Genomic DNA, 24,926 nt, shown 5'->3' with positions numbered 1-24,926 from the left:
AAATGACTAGCAACATAAAGTTGCTGTCATTTGACGGTAACCGCTATGGCGGCTTACCTAAACGCTTCACTAGGAAAAATCCACGAATGGTATCGATTCGTGGACTTTTCCGTCGTAATGGTAAGGAAGCGAATTAGCTAACTGCTTTACTAACTACGTTTGGCAAATAGAATCGATTTGCCAAACTCCGTGTCGTAGTATAACAATCGGCTTACCTAAACGCTTCACTAGTAAAAGTCCGCGAATGATATTGATTCGTGGATTTTTCCGTCGTAATAGATATAAAAGGGTAACTGTCTTACTAACTATGTTTGGTAAATGAAATTGATTTGTAAAAATTAGTGTCGTGGATAATAAGACAGCAAAGTATGTAGGGTTTTATCTTAGCCCTCTATAAATTAGACCTTATTCATGTTACTATTAACCTTTATGGTAATAACTTATAAATAAAAGAAAACTTCAGATATTCACCTTTTGTGATTGGTCTGAAGTTTTCTTTTTTACTGTCCATATTTTTGGTAAAAGTCAACTTTTACTTGGATGAAGGTTTTGGCCTCGCGTAGGAGTTGAAGAAGGGTGGCGCGAGTTTCAAATTCTTCTCTTGTCTTTGGCAGACTGCGATTACGGAAGACTTCCAGATAACGTTCAATTTCATCTAGCAAATCAGAAGCAGGATTGGTCTGGCTCAGTTGACCGGCAATTTTTGAAAAGAGTTGCGCTAAAATCAGGCTTTCACTGGCAGCTAGGTGACAGGTGTTGATTTGCTGGGCCATGTTTCGCAGGATGCGACTTTGCCGCTGTCTCATCTCAAAGTAGTGAATATGGTAATCGGTCTGGTGAAAGAGGTGGTCAGAGTGATCTAGATAGACCAGTTTAAGGGCCTCTTCCAAAAGAGTGTCTAATTCTTCAACCAACTGTGCTCGGTTGCGTCCATCCCCTCTGGATAAATAATATTTGAAGCGCTGGAGAATATCTTTTAACTTTTCTTCTACCAATGTGTGGTAGTGATGAATTTCCTCTTCTCGTGAAGGCATGTAGAGATTAACCAGTAAGGCAAATCCTGTACCGATTGCAAAGAGAAGGAATTCGTTGACTAGAAGGTCTGGAGAGGTTGACTCTTGTACCAAGAGGTGGCTAACCAAAACAGTGCTTGGTGTGATGCCAATTTCCCATCCCATCTTGTAGGCTAGAGGCACATAGAGGGCTAGATAGAGGCCAAGGCTCCAGATATGAAATCCGCTCAAGTGAAAAGCCAGAACTCCGATAACCAAAGCTAGAAGCATGGAAAAGAGGCGATTTCGGGCCAGTTTTAAGGTACTTCTACGGGTATCGGATAGGCTCAAGAGGGCGATTATTCCAGCCGAGACAGCTGAGGAGAGATTGAGAAAGTAAGCAAGAAGGCAGGCAAGACAGGTAGCTAAGATGAGCTTGGTCGTACGTTGGCTAATAGACATAAGGATTTCCTAGTAAGTTATAATAAAAGCGGAAAAGACAAGACCTGAGCAGGCTTGTCTTTATGAGTTATTTTTTACGGGCTGCTGCGTATTCGGCAACAGCAGTAAAGAGGACATCTGTTGAAGAGTTAAGGGCTGTTTCACATGAGTCTTGGATGACCCCAATCACAAATCCAACCCCAACAACTTGCATGGCAATATCGTTAGAAATACCAAAAAGGCTACAAGCAACTGGGATAAGAAGGAGGGATCCTCCGGCAATACCAGAAGCACCACAGGCTGAGATTGCTGCTACTACACTGAGGACAAAGGCTGTGGCAAAGTCAACAGGGATTCCAAGAGTATTTACTGCAGCAAGGGTTAAAACGTTAATAGTAATCGCTGCCCCTGCCATGTTGATAGTAGAACCAAGTGGGATAGAAACAGAATAGGTATCTGGATCCAGACCGAGGTCGTGGCAAAGTTTCATATTGACAGGGATGTTAGCCGCAGAACTACGAGTGAAGAAGGCTGTAACACCGCTGACACGCAAACATTTCCAAACGAGGGGATAAGGGTTTCTCTTCATAAAGAGGAAGGCAATCAATGGATTGACAACCAGAGCGACAAAGAACATAGTTGTCACCAAGAGGGCAAGCAAGATTCCGTAGTTAGCTAGGCTTCCGATTCCCTTATCAGAGATGGTTTTGAAGACAAGACCAAGGATACCAAATGGAGCTAGATTGATGATCCATTCGACAATCTTAGAAGTCACATCAGCCATAGTTTTCAGCAATTCTTTACTATTTTTGCTGGCCTCTCTCATAGCAATCCCGAAAACAACTGCCCAAGATAAGATACCGATGTAGTTAGCAGTAACGAGGGCATTGACTGGATTGTCAACCAGTTTGAGCAAGAGATTGCTGAGGACCTGGCCAATTCCATCTGGTGGTGCGATTTCTGTATTGGCACTATTTAAGGTAATCTCAACAGGGACGATGAAGCTTGCTAGGACAGCAACAAGTGCCGCTGCAAAGGTTCCCACCAAGTAAAGGAGGATAACCGTTTTCATGTTGCTATCTTGACCCTTTTGATGTTGGGAAAGGGCATTGGCAACGAGGGCAAAGACTAGAATAGGTGCGATGGCTTTGAGGCCACCAACAAAGAGATCTCCAAGTAAACCAATTCCTGAAATGTTAGGAAGTGTCAGCCCTAGGGTTCCTCCAATAAGCATGCCAATCAAAATCCGTTTGATTAGACTCGCCTTATTCCAAGCATGAATGAATTTTTTCATAACAATCTCCTTTGTTGTGTAATGTTTATGATTATAGTATAAATATGAGCTAAAATCAAGAATTTTCTGTCTATTTTGGCTGTTATTTTTGAATATTTATGGAGATTCATCACTTGTAAAAGTATGGTATAATAAATGAAAGGAGTTTTCTATGAAAGAATTTATTCAAACCTACCTCAATAAGCTTGATATAACAACGATTATTGAAAATATCTTAACCAAGTTAATTTCTCTGTTATTCTTATTTTTACTCTTTTATATAGCTAAGAAATTGCTCCATACCATGGTGCAGAGAATTGTCAAACCTTCTCTAAAAATGTCTCGTCATGATGTCGGGCGTCAGAAAACCATCTCACGTCTGTTAGAAAATGTGTTTAATTATACCCTTTATTTCTTTTTGCTTTACTGCATTTTGTCGATTTTAGGTTTGCCAGTTTCTAGTTTGCTGGCAGGGGCTGGGATTGCTGGGGTGGCTATTGGGATGGGAGCCCAAGGCTTTCTATCTGATGTCATCAATGGCTTTTTCATCCTCTTTGAACGTCAATTGGATGTGGGAGATGAGGTCGTTTTGACAAATGGTCCTATTACCGTATCGGGCAAGGTTGTCAGTGTCGGCATTCGAACAACGCAACTCAGAGGAGAAGATCAGGTTCTGCACTTCGTTCCCAATCGGAATATCACCGTCGTCAGCAATTTCTCACGCACAGACTAGACCTGTTATTTTAAGTAATTTGTGGTACAATAGAAAGAGTTTAATAAAGGAGAAAAGATGGTTTTAGAAAAGCAGTTGGGCAATGGTTGTACCTGGATAGACCTTGATGTGGATAAGATTAAAAATATGGAAGATCTTTCTGACATCTATGGATTGGACAAGGAAACCATTGAGTATGCTCTGGATAGAAATGAACGAGCTCATATGGATTATAACCGTGAAACGGAGACGGTAACCTTTATTTATAATGTTCTTGATTTAGAAAAAGACAAAGAATATTATGAAGCGATTCCCATGACCTTTATCGTCGAAAGACAACGAATGATTACCATCAGCAACCATAAGAATGCTTATGTCATTGATCAGATGTCAGCTTATCTGGATAGCCATGAGTCGCTTTCTATTTACAAGTTTCTCTTTGCTGGTTTAGAGATTATCAGTAACGCTTATTATCCTGTCATTGAAGAGATGGATAAAAGTAAGGACGAAATTAGTGCCTTGCTACGTCAAACTACAACAAAGAAAAATCTCTTCGCCCTCTCTGACTTGGAGACTGGTATGGTTTACTTGACAGCAGCAGCAAAACAAAATCGACTCCTCTTGGAACATATCCAGGGCCATGCTCTTTATCGGAGATTTAATGATGTCGAACGAGAGCAGTTTGATGATGCAATGATTGAAGCCCATCAGTTGGTGTCTATGACAGACTTGATTTCTCAAGTCTTGCAACAACTCTCAGCTTCTTACAACAACATCCTAAACAATAACTTGAATGATAGTTTGTCAATTTTGACTATTATCTCCGTCTTACTAGCAGTACTTGCGGTTATTACAGGTTTCTTCGGAATGAATGTTCCTCTACCATTTACAGAAGAGCCAAATGCTTGGATTTATATCTTAATGACTAGCTTGATTTTATGGGTGGCCTTATCTCAATGGCTGAAGAAAATTACTAGAAAATAAAAGAAAAGGAGCCAAAATGGCGATTGAAAATTACATGCCAGATTTTGCTGTGGAAGCAGTCTATGATCTGACAGTTCCAAGCCTGCAGGCGCAGGGAATCAAGGCTGTTTTGGTCGATTTGGATAATACCCTCATTGCTTGGAATAATCCTGATGGGACGCCAGAGATGAAGCAATGGCTACATGACCTTCGGGACGCGGGCATTCGCATTATCGTAGTCTCAAATAACACTAAGAAACGCGTCCAACGAGCAGTTGAGAAGTTTGGGATTGATTACGTTTATTGGGCTCTGAAACCCTTCACATTTGGGATTGATCGTGCCATGAAGGAATTCCACTATGAGAAAAGTGAAGTGGTCATGGTTGGCGACCAGCTCATGACAGATATACGAGCAGCCCACCGTGCTGGCATTCGCTCGATTTTAGTCAAACCCTTGGTCCAACATGACTCGATCAAAACGCAGATTAACCGAGCTCGTGAGCGTCGTGTGATGCGAAAAATCACTGAAAAGTATGGACCGATTACATATAAAAAAGGAATTTAACTATGGAAGAAATTCTCTGTATTGGTTGTGGAGCAACCATTCAGACGACAGACAAGGCTGGTCTTGGTTTTACTCCTCAGTCAGCACTTGAAAAAGGTTTGGAGACTGGAGAAGTCTATTGCCAACGCTGTTTCCGTCTCCGCCACTACAATGAAATCACGGATGTCCAGTTGACGGACGATGATTTCCTCAAGCTCTTGCACGAGGTGGGAGACAGTGATACCTTAGTGGTCAATGTCATTGATATCTTTGATTTTAATGGCTCTGTCATCCCAGGCTTGCCACGTTTTGTCTCGGGCAATGATGTCCTCTTGGTGGGAAATAAAAAAGATATCTTGCCCAAGTCTGTTAAACTAGGCAAGATTAGCCAGTGGCTCATGGAGCGTGCCCACGAAGAAGGTATTCGTCCTGTGGATGTCGTCCTAACTTCAGCCCAAAACAAACATGCTATTAAGGAAGTCATTGACAAGATTGAACACTACCGTAAGGGTCGTGATGTCTATGTAGTTGGGGTAACCAACGTTGGAAAATCAACTCTTATCAATGCCATTATCCAAGAAATAACGGGTGACCAGAATGTCATTACGACTTCGCGCTTCCCAGGGACAACCTTGGACAAGATTGAGATTCCGCTTGATGACGGATCTTATATCTACGATACGCCGGGAATCATCCACCGTCACCAAATGGCCCATTACTTGACGGCCAAAAATCTCAAGTATGTCAGCCCCAAAAAGGAAATCAAGCCTAAAACCTACCAGCTAAATCCAGAGCAAACACTATTTTTAGGTGGCTTGGGACGCTTTGACTTTATATCAGGAGAAAAGCAAGGTTTCACTGCCTTCTTTGACAATGAACTCAAATTGCATCGTACCAAGCTTGAAGGAGCTAGTGCTTTCTACGATAAGCACCTCGGAACGCTTTTGACACCACCAAATAGCAAGGAAAAAGAAGATTTTCCAAAACTAGTTCAGCATGTATTTAACATTAAGGACAAGACAGACCTAGTCATCTCAGGACTCGGCTGGATCCGTGTAACAGGCACAGCCAAAGTCGCCGTCTGGGCACCAGAAGGCGTCGCCGTTGTCACACGAAAAGCAATTATTTAAACACAGAAAGGAAAGGGTTTTCTGAATTCGGGCGAGCAAGGCGAACCCCATAGAGAATACTTTTCGCTGTGGTGTTAGTTGGTACAAGTGATTGTACCAACTGCGGAAAATTTGAGACCTTAGGCTCAAATTTTAGTCATGAAAGTCCGAAGGACTTTGCTGACGTCCGTCACCACTTCAGAAAAGTATAAAAAGAAACTCTTTTAAAGAAATTATGTCATTAACATCAAAACAACGTGCCTTCCTCAACAGTCAGGCACACACCCTCAAACCCATCATCCAAATCGGTAAAAATGGACTTAACGACCAAATCAAAACCAGCGTTCGTCAGGCACTTGACGCCCGTGAATTGATCAAGGTTACTCTTTTGCAAAACACCGATGAAAATATCCACGAAGTAGCTGAAATCTTGGAAGAAGAAATTGGTGTGGATACAGTCCAAAAAATCGGACGAATCTTGATTTTGTTTAAACAATCCAGCAAGAAAGAAAATCGCAAGATTTCTAAGAAAGTCAAAGAAATCTAAAAACTATACTCCAAATAACTGTTTTTACAGAGAAATAAAGGAGACTAGCCTATGGCAATCGAACTATTGACTCCCTTTACCAAGGTAGAGTTGGAGCCAGAAATCAAGGAGAAAAAACGCAAACAAGTCGGGATTTTAGGGGGGAATTTTAACCCTGTTCACAATGCGCATCTGATTGTTGCTGACCAAGTACGGCAACAGTTAGGACTGGATCAAGTTTTGCTCATGCCTGAGTACCAACCTCCTCACGTAGATAAAAAGGAAACCATCCCTGAACACCATCGTCTCAAGATGCTTGAATTGGCGATTGAGGGGATTGAAGGGCTAGCCATTGAAACAATCGAGCTAGAGCGCAAGGGCATTTCCTACACCTACGACACCATGAAGATTTTGACAGAGCAGTATCCAGATACGGATTATTACTTTATCATCGGGGCCGACATGGTGGACTATTTGCCTAAGTGGTACCGAATTGATGAGCTGGTCGACATGGTTCAGTTTGTAGGGGTTCAGCGCCCACGCTACAAGGCTGGAACTTCCTATCCAGTTATCTGGGTGGATGTGCCTCTCATGGATATCTCATCCAGCATGGTGCGGGACTTCCTTGCCCAAGGTCGGAAACCCAACTTTCTCCTGCCTCAGCCGGTGCTAGACTACATCGAGAAGGAGGGGCTCTACTGATGGCCTATCAAGACTATATCAACTGCTCTCGCGAGGCTTTGTTGGAAAAAATGACAGAGCTTTTACCTGAAAAACGCTTAACCCATTGCTTGGGTGTGGAGCGTGCAGCCATAGAACTAGCCCAACGATTTGGAGTAGATGTCGAGAAAGCAGGACTAGCAGGCCTTCTTCATGACTACGCTAAAAAGCTGTCAGATCAGGAATTTCTAGACCTGATTGACCGTTATCAGCTGGATCCTGATCTCAAAAACTGGGGCAATAATGTCTGGCATGGCATGGTTGGCATCTACAAGATTCAGGAAGATTTGGATTTGCATGATTCAGAAATCCTGCGAGCCATTGAAATCCATACAGTCGGTGCTGGTCAGATGACAGACCTAGATAAAGTCATCTACGTCGCAGACTATATCGAGCACAATCGTGCCTTTCCAGGAGTAGATGTGGCACGTGAGATTGCAAGTTTATCGCTTAATAAGGCGGTGGCCTACGAAACAGCTCGTACCGTGGAGCATCTAGCTCATCAGGGATTCTCTATCTATCCCCAAACCCTTGAAACCTATAACGCCTTTGTGCACTATTTGAAAGAGGACTAAATGAAGACGGCTTTTATAATCATTGATGTTCAGAATATTTTAGTGGAAACTGGTTTTCAGACAAATAGTCTATTGGAAAAAATTTCTTATTTACAAAACCAGGCTAGAAGCAAGAATATTGAAATTGTCTATGTTCAACATATTGAGAACGCTGAAGCTCAAACATCAGAAGATTGGCAGTTATCTGAGCTTTTAAGTCGAAAACCTAATGAAAAGGTCTTTCAGAAGAAGTATAACAGTATTTTCAAAGAAACTGGTTTAAAAGAATACTTGGATAAACAGGGGATTGAAAAATTAGTTTTATGTGGTATGCAGACAGAATATTGTGTGGATACCTCTGTCAAGGTTGCCTTTGAATATGGCTATCAGCTTATTATTCCAGAAGGAACTTGCACAACGTTTGATGGGAAAGACATTCCAGCAGAAACGATAAATGAATTTTATGAGGGCATTTGGGAGGGGCGCTTTGCAGATGTCCTAGATTACAAGCATATTTTCTAGAAAGAGGACTAAATGAACGAAAAAGAATTACTAGAACTAGTCGTGAAAGCGGCTGATGAGAAACGTGCGGAGGATATCCTCGCACTTGATGTCCAAGATTTGACTAGCGTGACTGACTACTTTGTTATTACTAGTTCAATGAATAGCCGTCAGTTGGACGCTATCGCTGATAATATCCGTGAAAAAGTAGCCGATGCAGGCTTTAAAGGCAGTCATGTCGAAGGAGATGCAGCTGGAGGTTGGGTCCTACTAGACCTCGGCTCTGTTGTCGTGCATGTCTTTTCAGAAGAAATGCGTGCCCACTATAACTTAGAAAAGCTATGGCATGAGGCGGAGTCAGTAGATATTTCAGAAGCTCTTGCTTAGAAGACGAACTCAGTTGTAGCCAACTGGGTTTCTTTGCTTATTTTAGAAAAAATGGATAGAAAGGTATAGGGCGAGTGGTGTTTGCCATGGAGGCTCTTGGTATCATGATTATGGCAACTTATGAAACCTTTGCGGCGGTCTATGATGCGGTCATGGACGATAGTTTATATGATAAATGGATGGATTTTTCTCTGGGTCATTTGCCTAAGACAAAGGAGAGAAAAAAACTCTTGGAATTGGCTTGTGGGACAGGCATCCAGTCTGTACGCTTTTCTCAAGCTGGTTTTGATGTGACTGGACTTGACTTGAGCGCAGATATGCTGAAGATTGCGGAGAAGAGAGCGGCTTCAGCCAAACAAAAGATTGATTTTATTGAAGGCAATATGTTGGATTTGTCCAAGGTAGGTCAATACGACTTTGTCACTTGTTATTCGGACTCTATCTGCTACATGCAGGATGAGGTGGAAGTAGGGGATGTTTTTAAGGAAGTGTATAATGCCCTTAATGAAGATGGAGTTTTCATCTTTGATGTGCATTCGACCTACCAGACAGACGAAGTTTTTCCAGGCTATTCTTATCATGAAAATGCAGAAGATTTCGCCATGCTATGGGATACCTATGAGGATGCGGCGCCTCACTCTATCGTTCATGAGTTGACTTTCTTTGTCAAGGAAGCGGATGGTTCCTTTAGTCGCCACGATGAAGTGCATGAGGAGCGAACCTATGAGGTCTTGACCTATGATATTTTGCTGGAACAGGCCGGATTCAAATCCTTCAAACTCTTTGCGGACTTTGAAGACAAAGAGCCAACAGAAACCAGCACCCGTTGGTTTTTTGTGGCGCAGAAGTAGGAGATTATCATGACCATCACGGGTATTATCGCGGAGTTCAATCCTTTTCATAATGGCCACAAATACCTGCTTGAGCAGACGAAGGGGTTGAAAATTGTGGCCATGTCTGGGAATTTCATGCAGAGAGGCGAGCCTGCTATCGTGGACAAGTGGACACGAGCCCAGATGGCGCTTGAAAATGGTGCTGATCTGGTAGTGGAACTGCCCTTTTTAGTCAGTGTTCAGGCGGCGGATTTCTTTGGCCAAGGGGCTGTGGATATCTTGGCTCGGTTGGGTATTGATAGCCTCGCTTTTGGAACAGAAGAAGTTCTGGATTATCAAAAAATCGCTGACTTATACGCAGAGCAAGGTAGAGAGATGGAGAATTTTGTGGAAAATCTGCCTGATTCTCTCTCCTATCCCCAGAAAACCCAAGCCATGTGGAAGGAATTTGCTGGTCTTGATTTTTCAGGCCATACACCCAATCATGTTCTTGCTTTGGCCTATGCCAAGGCGGTTGCGGGACGAAATATCAAGCTGTATCCGATTCAGCGTCAGGGGGCTGGTTACCATTCTGTGGACCAGGATGTGGACTTCGCCTCGGCGACAGCCCTCCGTCAGCACCAAAGGGACAAAGATTTCTTAGAACGATTTATGCCTTCTGTTGCCCTATTTGAGCAGACCAGTAAAGTGAGCTGGGAAGACTATTTTCCTTTGCTCCGCTATCAAATCTTGTCAAATCCCGACATAACCACCATCTATCAGGTCAATCAAGAAATGGCTGTGCGCATTAAAGAGACCATCAAGACAGTCCAGTCTGTGGAAGACTTGATTGAGGCGGTTGCGACCAAACGTTACACCAAGGCGCGTGTCAGACGCCTTTTGACCTATATCTTGGTGCAGGCTAGAGAAAGTGACTTGCCAGAAGGCATCCATGTTCTTGGCTTTACTGAAAAAGGCAGGCAACATCTCAAGTCTTTGAAAGGGCAGGTCGATCTAGTCAGCCGAATTGGCAAAGAACCTTGGGATGCTATGACCCAAAAGGCAGACCAGATTTACCAACTGGGAAATCCAAGTATAGCAGAGCAGAATTTTGGAAGAGTACCGATTAGAATAGAAATAAACTAAGTCTACTGAAAAGTAGGCTTTTTCTCAAGTCTCTACTATACTACTATTTCTAAATAACAATTTTATTTTTGTGAATGTGTTCCAATTTCCCCAAAACATATTCTATTTTAGGTTTGTGAAAATCACTTTTTTATGGTAGAATGTAAAAGAATGTATGTCATTCGGAATAACAATAAAATGAGGTAAAAACATGGAAATCATGTCGCTTGCGATTGCTGTTTTTGCCGTCATCATTGGTTTAGTCATTGGATATGTCAGCATCTCAGCCAAGATGAAATCATCTCAGGAAGCTGCAGAGTTGATGCTTTTAAATGCTGAACAAGAAGCAACTAATTTACGTGGACAAGCTGAACGTGAAGCGGATTTACTTGTTAATGAAGCTAAACGTGAAAGCAAGTCTCTTAAAAAAGAAGCACTATTGGAGGCCAAAGAAGAAGCCAGAAAATACCGTGAAGAAGTGGACGCTGAATTCAAATCAGAACGTCAAGAACTCAAACAAATCGAAAGTCGTTTGACAGAGAGAGCTACTAGCCTTGACCGTAAGGACGACAATTTGACGAGTAAAGAACAAACACTTGAACAAAAAGAACAAAGTATTTCTGATAGAGCGAAAAACCTTGATGCGCGTGAAGAGCAATTAGAGGAAGTCGAAAGACAAAAAGAAGCAGAGCTAGAGCGTATTGGTGCCCTGTCTCAGGCAGAAGCACGAGATATTATCTTGGCTCAGACAGAGGAAAACTTGACCAAGGAGATTGCTAGCCGCATTCGTGAAGCTGAGCAAGAGGTCAAGGAACGTTCTGACAAAATGGCCAAGGACATCTTGGTTCAAGCCATGCAACGTATCGCTGGTGAATATGTGGCGGAGTCAACAAACTCAACGGTTCACCTGCCAGACGATACTATGAAGGGACGCATTATTGGTCGTGAAGGTCGTAACATTCGTACCTTTGAAAGTTTGACAGGGGTCGATGTGATTATCGACGATACACCAGAAGTGGTGACCTTATCAGGTTTTGACCCGATTCGTCGTGAAATTGCCCGTATGACTATGGAAATGTTGCTCAAGGATGGTCGTATCCACCCAGCTCGTATCGAAGAGTTGGTTGAGAAAAACCGTCAAGAGATTGACAATAAGATTCGTGAATACGGTGAGGCTGCTGCCTATGAAATTGGGGCACCAAACCTTCATCCAGACTTGATGAAAATCATGGGTCGCTTGCAGTTCCGTACTTCATATGGACAAAATGTCTTACGTCATTCGATTGAGGTTGCTAAGTTAGCTGGTATCATGGCGAGCGAACTTGGTGAAAATGCGGCTCTTGCTCGTCGTGCAGGGTTCCTTCACGATATCGGAAAAGCCATTGACCGTGAGGTTGAAGGTAGCCACGTTGAAATCGGTATGGAATTGGCTCGTAAGTACAAGGAACATCCAGTTGTGGTGAATACAATTGCTAGCCACCACGGTGATGTCGAAGCCGAAAGCGTCATTGCAGTGATTGTTGCTGCAGCAGATGCTTTGAGCGCTGCCCGTCCGGGTGCTCGTAGTGAGTCTCTTGAAAGCTACATCAAACGTCTTCATGATTTGGAAGAAATTGCGAACGGCTTTGAAGGAGTACAGAATAGCTTTGCCCTTCAAGCAGGACGTGAAATCCGTATCATGGTCAATCCAGGACAAATCAAAGACGACAAAGTCACAATCTTGGCTCACAAAGTTCGTGAGAAAATTGAAAACAATCTCGATTACCCTGGAAATATCAAGGTAACCGTGATTCGCGAGCTTCGTGCAGTAGATTATGCTAAATAAATAAGAAAGAGCAGTTGAAAAATTACTGCTTTTTTGTTACACTAGATAGAAAGACTGTAAAGGATAATCTGGCTTTTTGCCATTATTCTAGAAATGTTATTTCACAGACTGACTAAAAGGAGACACAATGGCAGACCGAGGCTTACTAATCGTTTTTTCTGGTCCTTCAGGGGTTGGAAAAGGAACGGTTAGAAGAGAGATTTTTGAGAGTTCTGAAAACCAATTTCAATACTCTGTATCGATGACGACACGCGCACAACGTCCTGGAGAAGTGGACGGAGTTGATTATTTCTTCCGTACTCGTGAAGAGTTTGAAGAGCTGATTCGTCAAGGACAGATGTTGGAATATGCAGAATATGTCGGCAACTACTATGGAACTCCTCTGACCTATGTCAATGAAACCTTGGATAAGGGAATCGATGTTTTCCTTGAAATTGAAGTTCAAGGTGCTCTTCAGGTCAAGAAAAAGGTTCCAGATGCTGTCTTTATCTTCCTGACACCACCAGATTTGGATGAATTGCAAGATCGTTTGGTAGGTCGTGGAACAGACAGTGCAGAAGTGATTGCCCAACGAATCGAAAAAGCCAAGGAAGAAATTGCCCTTATGCGTGAGTATGATTATGCGATTGTCAACGATCAGGTGCCCCTAGCTGCTGAGCGTGTCAAACGTGTTATCGAAGCAGAGCACTTCCGTGTGGATCGTGTCATTGGTCACTATCAGGAGATGTTGCCAAAATCTCCAACTACCCGATAAAATTTAGAAAATAGGTACAAGTAAATGATGTTAAAACCCTCTATTGATACCTTGCTTGACAAGGTTCCTTCAAAATATTCACTCGTAATCTTGGAAGCAAAACGTGCCCACGAATTAGAAGCAGGTGCGCCAGCAACTCAAGGTTTCAAGTCTGAAAAATCAACTCTTCGCGCTTTAGAAGAAATCGAATCAGGAAACGTTACAATTCACCCAGATCCAGAAGGAAAACGTGAAGCAGTTCGTCGCCGTATCGAAGAAGAAAAACGCCGCAAAGAAGAAGAAGAAAAGAAAATCAAAGAGCAAATCGCTAAAGAAAAAGAAGATGGTGAAAAAATTTAAGGTTGGGGGGACTCAATCTTATTTTTTCTATTGCAAGAATGTACTGATACTCAATGAAAATCAAAAAGCAAACTAGGAAGCTAGCCGCAAGCTGTACTTGAGTACGGTAAGGCGACGCTGACGTGGTTTGAATTTGATTTTCGAAGAGTATGACAAGGAGGAGGTGAGAAGATGACCATAGCAAAGATTATAGTAGATGTGCCCTTGATGCAGACAGACCAGCCCTATAGTTACAGGATTCCGGAGGAGTTTGAGGGAATGCTGGAGGTTGGGATGCGAGTTCATGTACCCTTTGGTAAGGGGAATCGCTTGATTCAAGGGATTGTTCTTGGTTTGGAGTCTCAAGCAGATGAAGAAGAGATGGAGCAAGATTTAAAAGATATTGTCGAGGTGCTGGATTTTTCTCCTGTTCTCACGCAAGAACAACTCTGGCTGGCTGAGGAGCTTCGCAAATCTGTCTTCTCCTACAAAATCTCTATCCTCAAGGCCATGTTGCCGGGATTTCTAAATTCCAGCTATGACAAGATTCTCTATCCTCTGGAAGGTCTGAGTCAGGAAGACCGAGTGCGTCTATTTGGTTCAGAAGATTCGCTAGCCTTTTCTTCTCTAGATTTAGCTAAGCAAGCTGAAATGATGCATTTGACTAGAAAAGGTCTGCTTGGTCTGGAATATCAGGCAGTCGATCAAAAGAAGGTCAAAACTCAGTCCTGGTATGAGGTGAATCTTGCTCAATTAGAGGGTGTTGAGATTTCTGCGCGCGCCAAGAAAAAGTTGGAATTGAGAGACTATTTGCTGTCTCATCCTGAGAGTGCTTCCTTGGCTAGTTTGTTAGAGTCCTATTCGCGGGAGCAAGTCAACTTCTTTGTGCAAGAAGGTGCTGTTACCATAGTCCAAAAGGAAGTTCAACGCTCAGCTGCGTATTTTGAAGGCATTGAGGCAAGTCGGCCTTTGGAGTTGAATCCAGAACAAAGACAGGCGCGTGATGTGGTTGTCAGTGCGATTGGCAGTCACCAGCCTCCCTTCCTTCTTCAAGGGATTACAGGAAGTGGGAAGACTGAGGTTTACTTGCAGATTATCCAAGGGGCCTTGGATAAGGGTAAGACAGCTATTTTGCTGGTGCCTGAGATTTCCTTGACTCCTCAGATGACGGAGCGTTTTATCGCTCGTTTTGGGGACAAGGTGGCCATTCTTCACTCTGGCCTGTCCAATGGTGAAAAGTATGACGAATGGCGCAAGGTAGAGCGTGGCGATGCCCAAGTTGTTGTTGGCGCCAGATCGGCTATCTTTGCTCCGCTGAAAAATCTGGGGGTTATGATTATCGATGAAGAGCATGAAGCGACTTATAAGCAAGACAGTAATCCACGTTACCATGCCAGAGAGGTAGCTATTTTACGGGCTCAGTATAATCAAGCAGCCCTTGTACTTGGTTCAGCAACTCCTAGTCTGGAAAGCCGTGCTCGGGCTGGAAAAGGCGTTTATCAACATTTACGTCTGACCCAACGCGCCAATCCTTTAGCTAGTATCCCTGAGGTTCAAGTAATTGACTTTCGGGACTATATCGGACAAAATGAAACGTCAAACTTTACGCCACCTTTGCTAGAAGCGATTCAGGATCGTCTGGCTAAAAAAGAGCAGGTGGTTCTTATGCTCAACCGTCGTGGTTATTCTAGCTTTGTTATGTGTCGGGAGTGTGGGACCGTGGATACTTGTCCTAACTGTGACATTTCCTTGACCTTGCACATGGATACCAAGACCATGAACTGCCATTATTGTGGTTTCTCGAAGGACATTCCTCAGGCCTGCCCTAACTGTAAGAGTCGCAGTATTCGTTACTACGGGACGGGAACTCAGAAGGCTTATGACGAGCTAGCAGAACTCTTTCCCCATGCACGCATTCTACGGATGGATGTGGATACGACTCGTAAGAAAGGTAGTCATCAAGCTCTGCTTGACCAGTTTGGTAGAGGGGAAGCAGATATTTTACTAGGTACTCAGATGATTGCCAAGGGCTTGGATTTTCCAAATGTGACCTTAGTCGGAGTGCTCAATGCGGATACGGCCTTGAATCTACCAGATTTCCGTTCTTCTGAGAGAACCTTCCAGCTCTTGACTCAGGTGGCAGGTCGAGCAGGACGGGCTGAAAAAGCAGGTCAGGTCTTGATACAGTCCTACAATCCTCAGCACTACGCTATTCGATTTGCAAAAGACCAGGACTACGAAGGCTTTTACGCTTATGAAATGGGAATCAGACGACAACTAGGCTATCCACCTTATTATTTCACGATTGGCATTACCCTTTCTCACAAGAAAGAAGAAGAGGTTGTCAAACGTGCCTATGAAGTTATGAACATTTTGCGGTCAGGTTTGTCTGAAACCAGTAACATCCTTGGACCGACGCCAAAACCGATTGCTCGTACCCACAACCTCTATCATTACCAGATTTTAATTAAATACCGTTTAGAAGATGAGCTGGGGCCGACCCTCAACCAGGTCTTGGCCTTGACTCAAGAAAGGGAAAATAGTGAGCTCCGTCTCAGCATTGACCATGAGCCACAGCAATGTTTATAAGAAGGAGAAGATATGACAAAACTAATCTTTATGGGAACCCCCGACTTTTCAGCAACAGTCTTAAAAGGACTTTTGACAGATGATCGTTACGAAATTCTAGCCGTTGTAACCCAGCCAGACCGTGCTGTCGGTCGTAAAAAAGTTATCCAAGAACCCCCGGTCAAGCAGGCTGCCAAGGAAGCAGGTCTTCCTATCTACCAACCTGAAAAATTATCTGGAAGTCCAGAGATGGAAGAGATTATGCAGCTAGGAGCAGATGGAATTGTGACTGCTGCTTTTGGGCAGTTTCTCCCAAGTAAACTCCTTGATAGCATGGACTTTGCTGTCAATGTTCACGCCTCCCTTCTTCCAAAACACCGTGGTGGTGCACCTATCCATTATGCCTTGATTCAAGGGGATGAGGAAGCTGGTGTGACCATTATGGAAATGGTTAAGGAAATGGATGCAGGAAATATGATTTCTCGTCGTAGTATTCCTATCACAGATGAGGACAATGTTGGAACCTTGTTTGAGAAATTAGCTCTTGTTGGTCGAGATTTGCTTTTGGACACTTTGCCTGGCTACATTGCTGGTGATATCAAACCTGAACCGCAGGATCCAAGTCAGGTTACTTTCTCGCCAAATATTAAGCCAGAGGAAGAAAAATTGGACTGGAATAAAAGCAATCGTCAACTTTTCAACCAAATCCGTGGGATGAACCCGTGGCCTGTTGCCCATACTCTCCTTAAGGGAGACCGCTTTAAGATTTATGAAGCTCTACCAGTAGAAGGTCAGGGAAATCCAGGTGAGATTCTCTCTATTGGCAAGAAAGAATTGATTGTCGCAACGGCAGAAGGGGCTCTATCCCTCAAACAAGTGCAGCCAGCTGGTAAACCTAAGATGGACATTGCTTCCTTCCTCAATGGAGTTGGACGTACATTGACTGTAGGAGAACGATTTGGTGACTAAAGTAGAAACGGCTAGAAGTTTAGCCCTAGCAGTATTAGAGGATGTTTTTATCAATCAAGCATACTCAAATATCGCCTTAAATAAGCATTTCAAGGGAAGTCAACTTTCGGCAGCAGACAAGGGCTTGGTGACCGAGCTGGTCTATGGAACGGTAGCCCGTAAACTGACTCTGGAATGGCACCTATCCCACTTTATCGAAGACAGAGACCAGTTAGATAGTTGGCTTTATGTTCTTCTTCTCATGAGTGCCTACCAACTCCGCTATTTGGACAAGATTCCAGATCATGCTGTGGTCAATGAAGCAGTAGAATTGGCCAAAGTCCGTAAAAAAGGCAGTGAAAAATTGGTCAACGCTGTCCTTCGCCGTATCTTGCGTGAAGGCTGGCCAGATATTGCTAGCATCAAGCGAAAAAACAAGCGTGATTCCGTTGCCTATTCTCTCCCAGTTTGGCTTGTGTCTAAACTTAAGGAAGAATACGGCGAAGAGCGAGCGCAAGCTATTTTTGAAAGTCTTTTGGTGCGCAATAAGGCCAGTATTCGTGTGACAGACCTAGGACGAAAAGAGGAAATCCAAGCCTTGTTGGAGGCCAGTGATTCATCCTTGTCGCCTTCTGGTCTGGTTAAGGAGCAGGGGCACTTTGCAGGCCATGATTTGTTTGCGGATGGAGCCATTACCATTCAAGACGAGTCCAGTCAACTGGTTGCTCCGACGCTTGATTTACAAGGTGATGAGCAGGTCCTAGATGCCTGTGCAGCTCCAGGAGGGAAAACAGCCCATATAGCCTCTTATCTCTCGACAGGTCAGGTTACGGCTTTGGACTTGTATGACCACAAGTTGGACTTAATTCAAGAAAATGCCCAACGTCTGGGAGTTGCAGATCGGGTTCAAACGCAAAAATTAGATGCCAGAAAGGTGCATGAGTTTTTTAGTAAGGATTCTTTTGACAAGATTTTGGTAGATGCCCCTTGTTCTGGGATTGGACTTTTAAGACGAAAACCAGACATAAAATACAATAAAGAAACGGCAGATTTCGCGTCTTTACAGGAAATTCAGCTAGAAATATTAGGTAGTGTTTGTCAAACACTAGGCAAAGGTGGTATAATAACTTATAGTACCTGTACTATTGTCTCAGAGGAGAACTTTCAAGTCGTTCAGGCATTTTTAGAAAGTCATCCTGAATTTGAGCAGGTAAAACTAGAACATGAATGTAAGGATATCATGAAAGATGGTTGTATTCTCATTACACCTGAATTGTATGGAAGTGATGGATTTTTCATCAGCCAATTTCGCAAGATATCGGATTAGGAAGGAACTGACATATGGAAATTTCAATATTAACGGATGTTGGTCAAAAACGAACAAATAACCAAGACTATGTCAACCACTACGTCAACAGAGCAGGTCGTACTATGATTATCTTAGCTGACGGGATGGGAGGACACCGTGCAGGAAATATCGCGAGTGAAATGGCGGTTACAGATTTAGGTATCGCTTGGGTAGATACCCAAATTGATACCATCAACGAGGTGCGTGAATGGTTTGCTAACAACCTTGAGATGGAAAATAAAAAGATTAACCAATTGGGGCAAGATGAAGCCTATAAAGGAATGGGAACAACTCTTGAGGCTGTAGCCATTATTGACAATCAGGCTATTTATGCCCACGTTGGAGATTCTCGTATTGGTTTAATTCGTGGAGAAGAATACCACCAGTTAACGAGCGATCATTCCTTGGTCAATGAATTGCTCAAGGCAGGTCAATTGACACCTGAAGAAGCTGCTAGCCATCCACAGAAAAATATTATTACCCAGTCAATCGGTCAAAAAGATGAAATTCAGCCTGATTTTGGAATGATCACCCTTGAGCCTGGGGACTATCTCTTACTCAATAGTGATGGTTTGACAAATATGATTTCAGGCAGTGAGATTTCTGATATTGTAACCAGCGACATTTCTTTGGCAGATAAGGCAGCAACCTTGATCCGTTTTGCCAACAATGCAGGTGGTTTAGACAACATCACAGTTGCCCTTATTGCTGTTACTGAGGAGGAAACAGAATGATCCAAATCGGCAAGATTTTTGCCGGGCGGTATCGGATTCTCAAACAGATTGGTCGAGGAGGCATGGCAGATGTTTACTTGGCTAAAGATTTGATTCTAGACGGGGAAGAAGTGGCAGTAAAGGTCCTGAGGACCAACTACCAGACAGACCCGATTGCTGTGGCGCGTTTCCAGCGGGAAGCAAGAGCCATGGCGGATCTGGACCATCCTCATATCGTTCGGATTACAGATATCGGTGAAGAAGAGGGACAACAGTATCTCGCAATGGAATATGTTGCTGGATTAGACCTCAAACGCTATATCAAGGAACATCACCCTCTTTCAAATGAAGAAGCGGTTCGAATCATGGGACAAATCCTCTTGGCTATGCGCTTAGCCCATACTCGAGGAATTGTTCACAGGGATTTGAAACCGCAAAATATCCTTTTGACCCCAGATGGGACTGCCAAAGTTACAGACTTTGGGATTGCAGTAGCCTTTGCAGAGACAAGTTTGACTCAGACCAACTCAATGCTAGGTTCCGTTCATTATTTATCGCCAGAGCAGGCGCGTGGTTCTAAAGCAACTGTGCAGAGTGATATCTATGCCATGGGGATTATTTTCTATGAGATGCTGACAGGTCATATTCCTTACGATGGGGATAGTGCAGTGACCATCGCCCTCCAGCATTTCCAGAAACCTCTGCCGTCGGTTATAGCTGAAAATCCATCTGTGCCTCAGGCTCTAGAAAATGTTGTTATTAAGGCAACTGCCAAGAAATTGACAGATCGCTACAAATCAGTCGCTGAAATGTATGTGGATTTATCTAGTAGTTTGTCTTATAATCGTCGCAATGAACCAAAGCTAGTCTTTGACGATGCAACTAAGGCAGATACTAAAACTCTTCCTAAAGTTCCACAAAGTACTCTGACTTCTATTCCTAAAGCTCCGGTACAAGAGGGAAGACCTCAACCTAAGCCCCAACCTCATCAGACAGAAAAAACAGTACCTAGTCCAAAGCCAACCAAACGCCGTCGCATGAAAGCACGTTATCCAATTTTATTTGCGACCTTCTTGTTGGTTGTGGCATCCTTGGTATGGATTTTATATAGAACGCCCGCTACCATTGCTATTCCAAAGGTGGCAGGTCAGACGGTTGCGGAAGCTAAAGAAGCTCTTAAAAAAGCCAATTTTGAGGTTGGTGAAGAAAAAACAGAGGCCAGTGATAAGGTTGAAGAAGGTCGGGTTATTCGTACTGATCCTGACGCTGGTACGACACGCAAAGAAGGAACAAAAATTAATTTGATTGTGTCTTCTGGTCAGCAGTCTTTCCAACTCGGAAATTATCTCGGAAGAAAGTCCAGTGATGTAGTGGCAGAGTTGAAGGGCAAGAAGGTTCCAGAAAATCTGATTAAGATTGAGGAAGAAGAATCCAACGAAATCGAAGCCGGTACAATCATGAAACAAAGTTTACCGGAGGGAACAACCTATGATCTTAGCAAGGCAACTCAAATAGTTTTGACAGTCGCTAAGAAGGTAAATTCTATTTCAATGCCAAACTATATTGGTTCTAGTCGAGAATTTGCAGTCAATAATCTTACAGAGATATATGACATTAAAAAAGCTAATATCGAAGTTGTAGAAGTGTCTAAAGCTCCTGAAGGAACTGCTGAGGGGACTGTTGTAGAGCAAAGTCCAAAAGCAGGTGAAAAGGTTGATTTGACTAAGACGCGTGTCAAGATTTCAATCTACAAACCAAAAACACCGCCGTCAACGTCATCATCAGCACCAGCCCAACGTGGAAACCAAGGTTCTACTACAACACCAAGTCAGGGGAACCAACAAGGAAATCAACGAGAGAATGCACCTGCTCCTACTCAATCAAGTAGTGAAGGGAACCACGAAAATTCTCGTGATTAAACGAATCTTTGTCATGATTTCATGGCAAAGATTTTTTTTGAGTCCGGATTTGTGATAGAATAGAAGGAGTTGATAAAAGGAGGAACGCATGGAAGAATCAAGAGAATTAAATGCCGTCATCGATGTGATTATGTTAGCTGGAACCATTCTTCTCAAAAGTGGCTCAGAGATTCATCGTGTAGAAGATACCATGATCCGTATTGCGCATTCGCAGGGGATTGTGGATTGCAATGTTCTTGCCATGCCTGCCGCTATCTTTTTCTCCATTGAAAATACCAATATTTCGCGAATGAAACGCGTGACTTCCTCTTCTTATAACATCGAGAAAGTCTGCGATGTCAACCAGATTTCTCGTCAGTTGGTAGGAGGAAAGCTTGATTTAGAGACAGCCTTCAAGCAATTGAAGGCCTTGCAAGCCCAGCCCCTTCCTTATACTAAGTTGCAGGTAACTTTGGCTGCGACCTTTAGTGCTCCTTTCTTTTCGATTATGTTTAGTGGAAATATCTACGACGCACTTGGGGCAGGAGTGGCTACTTTATTTGGTTTTGCCTTTTCCCTCTATGTGGAGAAGTTTATCCGAATTCCCTTTGTGACAGCCTTTGCTGGAGCCTTTGTCTTTGGGATGATAGCCCAGTTTTGGGCTCGCTACACAGGTTTTCCCTCAACAGCAGATTTGATTATAGCTGGTGCTGTCATGCCTTTTGTACCAGGGATTGCCTTGACCAATGCGGTTCGTGATATTATGACCAACCACATAAACTCTGGTATGAGTAAGATGTTTGAATCTCTACTCATTACCCTTGCTTTAGGGGCGGGAACTTCTGTCGCCTTGGTATTGATGAATTAATATGACACTAACAACCTTTTTATTACAAGCAGTAGCAAGTCTTCTTGCTATTATCACTTTTTTAATTGTACTCAATGTGCAACGCTCTATGCTCTTACCTGGGGGGATTTTGGGCATGGCTGTCTGGCTAATTTATCTTTTGCTCAAGGAACCGACCAATGTTATTGTGGCTACTTTTATTGCAGCCATTATCGGTTCTTGTGTCAGCCAGATTTTAAGTATTCTTTATAAGACACCTGCTGTGGTCTTTATCTTAGCCATCTTAGCACCTCTGGTTCCGGGTTATCTCTCCTATCGGACAACTGCCTTTTTTGTGACAGGAGATTACAGTCATGCCATTGCTAGTGCAACCTTGGTTGTTATGTTGGCTTTGGTGATTTCCATTGGAATGGCTAGCGGAACAGTGATTCTCAGACTTTATTCTTACTTAAGAAAACAGCATAATGGTTAGAATAATAAGGGACTTGATTTGGTGAATCAAGTCTTTTTTCTCTCTTTTACTGCTATTTGTGATAAAATAGTATAGAACGATTTTTTACAATGAATGATAAAACAGAGGTAAATATGACAATCGGTATTGATAAGATTGGTTTTGCGACCAGTCAATATGTCTTGAAATTACAAGACTTAGCAGAAGCGAGGGGAATTGACCCTGAAAAATTAAGCAAAGGACTCTTACTCAAGGAATTGAGTATTGCGCCTATAACTGAGGATATCGTGACCTTGGCAGTCAGTGCAAGTGACTCTATTTTAACTGAGCAAGAAAGAGCAGAAATCGACATGGTCATTGTGGCTACCGAGTCAGGAATTGACCAGAGTAAAGCTGCAGCTGTCTTTGTGCATGGTTTGCTGGGCATCCAGCCCTTTGCTCGTAGTTTCGAGATTAAAGAAGCCTGCTATGGAGCGACAGCGGCCCTTCATTATGCCAAATTACATGTGGAAAATTCTCCAGAGTCCAAGGTCTTGGTCATTGCCAGTGATATTGCCAAATACGGTATTGAAACTCCAGGAGAACCAACTCAGGGTGCTGGCAGTGTGGCCATGTTGATTACACAGAATCCACGCATTATGGCCTTTAATAACGACAATGTGGCTCAGACTCGTGACATCATGGATTTCTGGCGTCCAAATTACTCAACAACTCCTTATGTAAATGGTGTCTATTCTACCCAGCAATATCTAGATAGTTTGAAAACGACTTGGCTTGAATACCAAAAACGCTACCAGCTTACCTTAGATGATTTTGCTGCGGTTTGCTTCCACTTGCCTTATCCTAAATTAGCGCTAAAAGGCTTGAAAAAAATCATGGATAAGAGTCTGCCTCAAGAGAAAAAAGACCTCTTGCAAAAGCATTTTGACCAGTCTATTCTCTACAGTCAAAAGGTGGGGAATATCTATACAGGTTCCCTCTTCCTCGGACTTTTGTCTCTCTTGGAAAATACAGATAGCTTGAAGGCTGGGGATAAAATTGCCCTTTATAGTTACGGAAGTGGGGCTGTAGCTGAGTTCTTCAGTGGTGCATTGGTTGAAGGATATGAAGCTTATCTGGATAAAGACCGTTTGAACAAGCTCAACCAACGAACTGCCCTGTCTGTTGCAGACTATGAAAAAGTCTTCTTTGAGGAAGTAGACTTAGATGAAACAAATTCTACCCAGTTTTCTGGCTATGAAAATCAAGATTTTGCCTTGGTTGAAATTGTTGACCACCAACGCCGTTATAGCAAGGTTGAAAAATAATGAAGATAAGTTGGAATGGATTTTCTAAAAAATCATACCAAGAGCGCCTCAAGTTGTTACAAGCTCAGGCGCTCCTTAGTCCTGAGAAGCAAGTGAGTTTGGAGCAGGATGAACAGATAAGTGTGACTGTGGCAGACCAGCTGAGTGAGAATGTGGTGGGAACTTTTTCTCTGCCTTATTCGCTGGTTCCAGAGGTCCTTGTCAATGGTCAGGAATACACAGTTCCCTATGTGACAGAAGAACCGTCCGTGGTTGCTGCGGCCAGCTATGCAAGTAAAATCATCAAGCGAGCAGGTGGCTTTACTGCTCAGGTTCATCAGCGCCAGATGATTGGGCAGGTAGCTCTTTATCAAGTTGCTGAACCTGAACAAGCTCAAGAGAAGATTACAAACAAAAAGACTGAGCTCTTGGAACTTGCCAATCAGGCCTATCCTTCTATCGTCAAACGTGGAGGTGGGGCGCGTGATTTGCATGTAGAGCAGATAAAAGGCGAAACTGACTTTCTCGTTGTTTATCTCCATGTCGATACCCAGGAAGCCATGGGTGCTAATATGCTCAACACCATGCTGGAAGCCTTGAAACCAGTCTTAGAAGAACTCTGTCAGGGACAGAGTCTCATGGGGATTCTGTCAAACTACGCGACCGATTCTCTGGTGACAGCAAGCTGTCGGATCGCCTTTCGTTATTTGAGTCGCCAGAAGGATGAAGCGCGTGAACTAGCAGAAAAAATGGTTTTAGCCAGCCAGTTTGCTCAAGCAGATCCTTATCGAGCAGCTACTCACAATAAGGGAATTTTTAATGGAATCGATGCTCTCTTGATTGCGACAGGAAATGATTGGCGTGCCATCGAAGCAGGAGCGCATGCCTATGCCAGTCATGATGGTGCTTATCGAGGTCTCAGTCATTGGATGATGGATTTGGAAACAGAAGAGTTAATAGGAGAGCTGACTATGCCGATGCCAGTTGCTACCAAGGGTGGATCAATTGGTCTTAATCCTCGTGTAGTTCTCAGCCATGAGTTGCTAGGTCATCCATCAGCTAAGGAATTGGCTCAAATTATCGTGTCAATTGGTCTTGCACAAAACTTTGCAGCTCTTAAAGCTCTTGTCAGCACAGGAATTCAGCATGGACACATGAAACTTCAAGCGAAGTCACTAGCCCTCCTTGCAGGAGCCACAGAGGCTGAAGTGCCTAAGTTGGTAGAATGCTTGATTGCTGAAAAAACTTTTAATTTAGAAAAAGCCCAAACACTTTTGAAAAAATTTAGATTATAAGAAAAAACTCAGACTG

Annotated in this window: 26 protein-coding genes; 24 read left to right on the top strand and 2 right to left on the bottom strand. The window is 43.2% G+C overall.

Translation table 11 applies throughout. The features are described 5' to 3' along the window. The first annotated feature begins 2 nt into the window (after positions 1 to 2). Positions 3 to 137, top strand: coding sequence for a hypothetical protein (locus ACLNCW_RS02370; protein WP_263595527.1), 135 nt, complete (start codon positions 3 to 5; stop codon positions 135 to 137). 363 nt (positions 138 to 500) lie between these two features. Here ACLNCW_RS02370 and ACLNCW_RS02365 read toward each other — a convergent pair whose 3' ends face one another. Both ACLNCW_RS02365 and sstT read right to left on the bottom strand, forming a co-directional pair. Beyond that, the gene (locus ACLNCW_RS02365) at positions 501 to 1,454 is read right to left on the bottom strand and encodes an aromatic acid exporter family protein (RefSeq protein WP_125454844.1); all 954 of its coding nucleotides are present in this window, start codon (positions 1,452 to 1,454) and stop codon (positions 501 to 503) included. A 67-nt stretch (positions 1,455 to 1,521) separates the two neighbouring features. Next, the gene (gene sstT / locus ACLNCW_RS02360) at positions 1,522 to 2,727 is read right to left on the bottom strand and encodes a serine/threonine transporter SstT (protein ID WP_084864846.1); all 1,206 of its coding nucleotides are present in this window, start codon (positions 2,725 to 2,727) and stop codon (positions 1,522 to 1,524) included. A 151-nt stretch (positions 2,728 to 2,878) separates the two neighbouring features. On the opposite strand from sstT, the gene ACLNCW_RS02355 reads away from it, so the two are divergent. The 23 genes from ACLNCW_RS02355 to ACLNCW_RS02245 all read left to right on the top strand — a co-directional run bounded on the left by ACLNCW_RS02355 (position 2,879) and on the right by ACLNCW_RS02245 (position 24,910). Next, positions 2,879 to 3,439 (top strand): mechanosensitive ion channel family protein, encoded by a 561-nt coding sequence (locus ACLNCW_RS02355; protein ID WP_084864847.1) that lies wholly within the window; start codon positions 2,879 to 2,881, stop codon positions 3,437 to 3,439. 57 nt (positions 3,440 to 3,496) lie between these two features. Beyond that, entirely contained in the window at positions 3,497 to 4,402 is a 906-nt protein-coding gene (locus tag ACLNCW_RS02350; protein WP_000242267.1) for a magnesium transporter CorA family protein, read from the top strand. Positions 4,403 to 4,418: 16 nt separating this feature from the next. Beyond that, positions 4,419 to 4,946 (top strand): YqeG family HAD IIIA-type phosphatase, encoded by a 528-nt coding sequence (locus tag ACLNCW_RS02345; RefSeq protein WP_000963748.1) that lies wholly within the window; start codon positions 4,419 to 4,421, stop codon positions 4,944 to 4,946. Between the two features lie 2 nt (positions 4,947 to 4,948). Further along, on the top strand, positions 4,949 to 6,055 hold the full coding sequence (gene yqeH, locus ACLNCW_RS02340) for a ribosome biogenesis GTPase YqeH (RefSeq protein WP_424845302.1): 1,107 nt from the start codon (positions 4,949 to 4,951) through the stop codon (positions 6,053 to 6,055). Between the two features lie 214 nt (positions 6,056 to 6,269). Beyond that, positions 6,270 to 6,581, top strand: coding sequence for a ribosome assembly RNA-binding protein YhbY (gene yhbY, locus ACLNCW_RS02335; RefSeq protein WP_000060169.1), 312 nt, complete (start codon positions 6,270 to 6,272; stop codon positions 6,579 to 6,581). 51 nt (positions 6,582 to 6,632) lie between these two features. Next, positions 6,633 to 7,262, top strand: coding sequence for a nicotinate-nucleotide adenylyltransferase (locus tag ACLNCW_RS02330; RefSeq protein WP_004255416.1), 630 nt, complete (start codon positions 6,633 to 6,635; stop codon positions 7,260 to 7,262). Continuing rightward, a complete protein-coding gene (gene yqeK, locus ACLNCW_RS02325; RefSeq protein ID WP_049502047.1) occupies positions 7,262 to 7,855 on the top strand; it encodes a bis(5'-nucleosyl)-tetraphosphatase (symmetrical) YqeK in 594 nt (197 codons plus the stop codon). Before ACLNCW_RS02330 ends, yqeK begins: the two co-directional genes overlap by 1 nt. Continuing rightward, positions 7,856 to 8,356, top strand: coding sequence for a cysteine hydrolase family protein (locus ACLNCW_RS02320; protein ID WP_004255420.1), 501 nt, complete (start codon positions 7,856 to 7,858; stop codon positions 8,354 to 8,356). A 12-nt stretch (positions 8,357 to 8,368) separates the two neighbouring features. Continuing rightward, positions 8,369 to 8,722: a ribosome silencing factor gene (rsfS, locus tag ACLNCW_RS02315; protein WP_004255425.1), complete on the top strand. Its 354-nt coding sequence runs from the start codon at positions 8,369 to 8,371 to the stop codon at positions 8,720 to 8,722. 110 nt (positions 8,723 to 8,832) lie between these two features. Then, positions 8,833 to 9,573, top strand: a complete 741-nt coding sequence (locus ACLNCW_RS02310) for a class I SAM-dependent DNA methyltransferase (RefSeq protein ID WP_061864367.1) — start codon at positions 8,833 to 8,835, stop codon at positions 9,571 to 9,573. 9 nt (positions 9,574 to 9,582) lie between these two features. Further along, entirely contained in the window at positions 9,583 to 10,680 is a 1,098-nt protein-coding gene (locus ACLNCW_RS02305) for a nucleotidyltransferase (RefSeq protein WP_049500243.1), read from the top strand. Positions 10,681 to 10,870: 190 nt separating this feature from the next. Then, a complete protein-coding gene (locus ACLNCW_RS02300) occupies positions 10,871 to 12,484 on the top strand; it encodes a ribonuclease Y (protein WP_000404934.1) in 1,614 nt (537 codons plus the stop codon). 127 nt (positions 12,485 to 12,611) lie between these two features. Next, positions 12,612 to 13,238: a guanylate kinase gene (gene gmk, locus ACLNCW_RS02295; RefSeq protein WP_000775041.1), complete on the top strand. Its 627-nt coding sequence runs from the start codon at positions 12,612 to 12,614 to the stop codon at positions 13,236 to 13,238. A gap of 24 nt (positions 13,239 to 13,262) precedes the next feature. Continuing rightward, positions 13,263 to 13,577, top strand: a complete 315-nt coding sequence (rpoZ, locus tag ACLNCW_RS02290; RefSeq protein ID WP_000979235.1) for a DNA-directed RNA polymerase subunit omega — start codon at positions 13,263 to 13,265, stop codon at positions 13,575 to 13,577. A 171-nt stretch (positions 13,578 to 13,748) separates the two neighbouring features. Further along, positions 13,749 to 16,145: a primosomal protein N' gene (locus tag ACLNCW_RS02285; RefSeq protein ID WP_024057271.1), complete on the top strand. Its 2,397-nt coding sequence runs from the start codon at positions 13,749 to 13,751 to the stop codon at positions 16,143 to 16,145. Between the two features lie 12 nt (positions 16,146 to 16,157). After that, a complete protein-coding gene (gene fmt / locus ACLNCW_RS02280; RefSeq protein ID WP_261146986.1) occupies positions 16,158 to 17,093 on the top strand; it encodes a methionyl-tRNA formyltransferase in 936 nt (311 codons plus the stop codon). Further along, positions 17,086 to 18,399, top strand: coding sequence for a 16S rRNA (cytosine(967)-C(5))-methyltransferase RsmB (gene rsmB / locus ACLNCW_RS02275; protein ID WP_424845301.1), 1,314 nt, complete (start codon positions 17,086 to 17,088; stop codon positions 18,397 to 18,399). The genes fmt and rsmB overlap by 8 nt, the downstream gene beginning before the upstream one ends. Before the next feature lie 14 nt (positions 18,400 to 18,413). Then, positions 18,414 to 19,154, top strand: coding sequence for a Stp1/IreP family PP2C-type Ser/Thr phosphatase (locus tag ACLNCW_RS02270; protein WP_424845300.1), 741 nt, complete (start codon positions 18,414 to 18,416; stop codon positions 19,152 to 19,154). Then, positions 19,151 to 21,052, top strand: coding sequence for a Stk1 family PASTA domain-containing Ser/Thr kinase (gene pknB / locus ACLNCW_RS02265; RefSeq protein ID WP_424845299.1), 1,902 nt, complete (start codon positions 19,151 to 19,153; stop codon positions 21,050 to 21,052). Before ACLNCW_RS02270 ends, pknB begins: the two co-directional genes overlap by 4 nt. Positions 21,053 to 21,140: 88 nt before the next feature. Further along, on the top strand, positions 21,141 to 21,899 hold the full coding sequence (locus tag ACLNCW_RS02260; RefSeq protein WP_261053051.1) for a threonine/serine exporter family protein: 759 nt from the start codon (positions 21,141 to 21,143) through the stop codon (positions 21,897 to 21,899). 1 nt (position 21,900) lies between these two features. After that, positions 21,901 to 22,350 (top strand): threonine/serine exporter family protein, encoded by a 450-nt coding sequence (locus ACLNCW_RS02255; protein WP_033686494.1) that lies wholly within the window; start codon positions 21,901 to 21,903, stop codon positions 22,348 to 22,350. Between the two features lie 113 nt (positions 22,351 to 22,463). Beyond that, the gene (locus ACLNCW_RS02250; RefSeq protein WP_424845317.1) at positions 22,464 to 23,636 is read left to right on the top strand and encodes a hydroxymethylglutaryl-CoA synthase; all 1,173 of its coding nucleotides are present in this window, start codon (positions 22,464 to 22,466) and stop codon (positions 23,634 to 23,636) included. Continuing rightward, positions 23,636 to 24,910 (top strand): hydroxymethylglutaryl-CoA reductase, degradative, encoded by a 1,275-nt coding sequence (locus tag ACLNCW_RS02245; RefSeq protein ID WP_078237880.1) that lies wholly within the window; start codon positions 23,636 to 23,638, stop codon positions 24,908 to 24,910. The genes ACLNCW_RS02250 and ACLNCW_RS02245 overlap by 1 nt, the downstream gene beginning before the upstream one ends. Positions 24,911 to 24,926: the final 16 nt, after the last annotated feature.

It is taken from the genome of Streptococcus sp. CL6.22, from assembly GCF_049738055.1.
Taxonomy (GTDB): domain Bacteria; phylum Bacillota; class Bacilli; order Lactobacillales; family Streptococcaceae; genus Streptococcus; species Streptococcus mitis_DJ.
The sequence above is the reverse complement of the archived record's forward strand: the minus strand, read 5'-3'. Positions and strand labels throughout refer to the sequence as shown.

Coding starts and splice junctions, on each gene's coding strand:
- rsfS (WP_004255425.1), top strand. CDS start 8,369: ATGAACGAAAAAGAATTACTAGAACTAGTCGTGAAAGCGGCTGATGAG.
- ACLNCW_RS02300 (WP_000404934.1), top strand. CDS start 10,871: ATGGAAATCATGTCGCTTGCGATTGCTGTTTTTGCCGTCATCATTGGT.
- pknB (WP_424845299.1), top strand. CDS start 19,151: ATGATCCAAATCGGCAAGATTTTTGCCGGGCGGTATCGGATTCTCAAA.
- fmt (WP_261146986.1), top strand. CDS start 16,158: ATGACAAAACTAATCTTTATGGGAACCCCCGACTTTTCAGCAACAGTC.
- ACLNCW_RS02355 (WP_084864847.1), top strand. CDS start 2,879: ATGAAAGAATTTATTCAAACCTACCTCAATAAGCTTGATATAACAACG.
- ACLNCW_RS02305 (WP_049500243.1), top strand. CDS start 9,583: ATGACCATCACGGGTATTATCGCGGAGTTCAATCCTTTTCATAATGGC.
- ACLNCW_RS02270 (WP_424845300.1), top strand. CDS start 18,414: ATGGAAATTTCAATATTAACGGATGTTGGTCAAAAACGAACAAATAAC.
- ACLNCW_RS02370 (WP_263595527.1), top strand. CDS start 3: ATGACTAGCAACATAAAGTTGCTGTCATTTGACGGTAACCGCTATGGC.
- yqeH (WP_424845302.1), top strand. CDS start 4,949: ATGGAAGAAATTCTCTGTATTGGTTGTGGAGCAACCATTCAGACGACA.
- ACLNCW_RS02260 (WP_261053051.1), top strand. CDS start 21,141: ATGGAAGAATCAAGAGAATTAAATGCCGTCATCGATGTGATTATGTTA.
- yhbY (WP_000060169.1), top strand. CDS start 6,270: ATGTCATTAACATCAAAACAACGTGCCTTCCTCAACAGTCAGGCACAC.
- ACLNCW_RS02350 (WP_000242267.1), top strand. CDS start 3,497: ATGGTTTTAGAAAAGCAGTTGGGCAATGGTTGTACCTGGATAGACCTT.
- yqeK (WP_049502047.1), top strand. CDS start 7,262: ATGGCCTATCAAGACTATATCAACTGCTCTCGCGAGGCTTTGTTGGAA.
- ACLNCW_RS02250 (WP_424845317.1), top strand. CDS start 22,464: ATGACAATCGGTATTGATAAGATTGGTTTTGCGACCAGTCAATATGTC.
- rpoZ (WP_000979235.1), top strand. CDS start 13,263: ATGATGTTAAAACCCTCTATTGATACCTTGCTTGACAAGGTTCCTTCA.
- sstT (WP_084864846.1), bottom strand. CDS start 2,727: ATGAAAAAATTCATTCATGCTTGGAATAAGGCGAGTCTAATCAAACGG.
- ACLNCW_RS02255 (WP_033686494.1), top strand. CDS start 21,901: ATGACACTAACAACCTTTTTATTACAAGCAGTAGCAAGTCTTCTTGCT.
- ACLNCW_RS02365 (WP_125454844.1), bottom strand. CDS start 1,454: ATGTCTATTAGCCAACGTACGACCAAGCTCATCTTAGCTACCTGTCTT.
- ACLNCW_RS02310 (WP_061864367.1), top strand. CDS start 8,833: ATGGCAACTTATGAAACCTTTGCGGCGGTCTATGATGCGGTCATGGAC.
- ACLNCW_RS02345 (WP_000963748.1), top strand. CDS start 4,419: ATGGCGATTGAAAATTACATGCCAGATTTTGCTGTGGAAGCAGTCTAT.
- ACLNCW_RS02330 (WP_004255416.1), top strand. CDS start 6,633: ATGGCAATCGAACTATTGACTCCCTTTACCAAGGTAGAGTTGGAGCCA.
- ACLNCW_RS02245 (WP_078237880.1), top strand. CDS start 23,636: ATGAAGATAAGTTGGAATGGATTTTCTAAAAAATCATACCAAGAGCGC.
- ACLNCW_RS02320 (WP_004255420.1), top strand. CDS start 7,856: ATGAAGACGGCTTTTATAATCATTGATGTTCAGAATATTTTAGTGGAA.
- ACLNCW_RS02285 (WP_024057271.1), top strand. CDS start 13,749: ATGACCATAGCAAAGATTATAGTAGATGTGCCCTTGATGCAGACAGAC.
- gmk (WP_000775041.1), top strand. CDS start 12,612: ATGGCAGACCGAGGCTTACTAATCGTTTTTTCTGGTCCTTCAGGGGTT.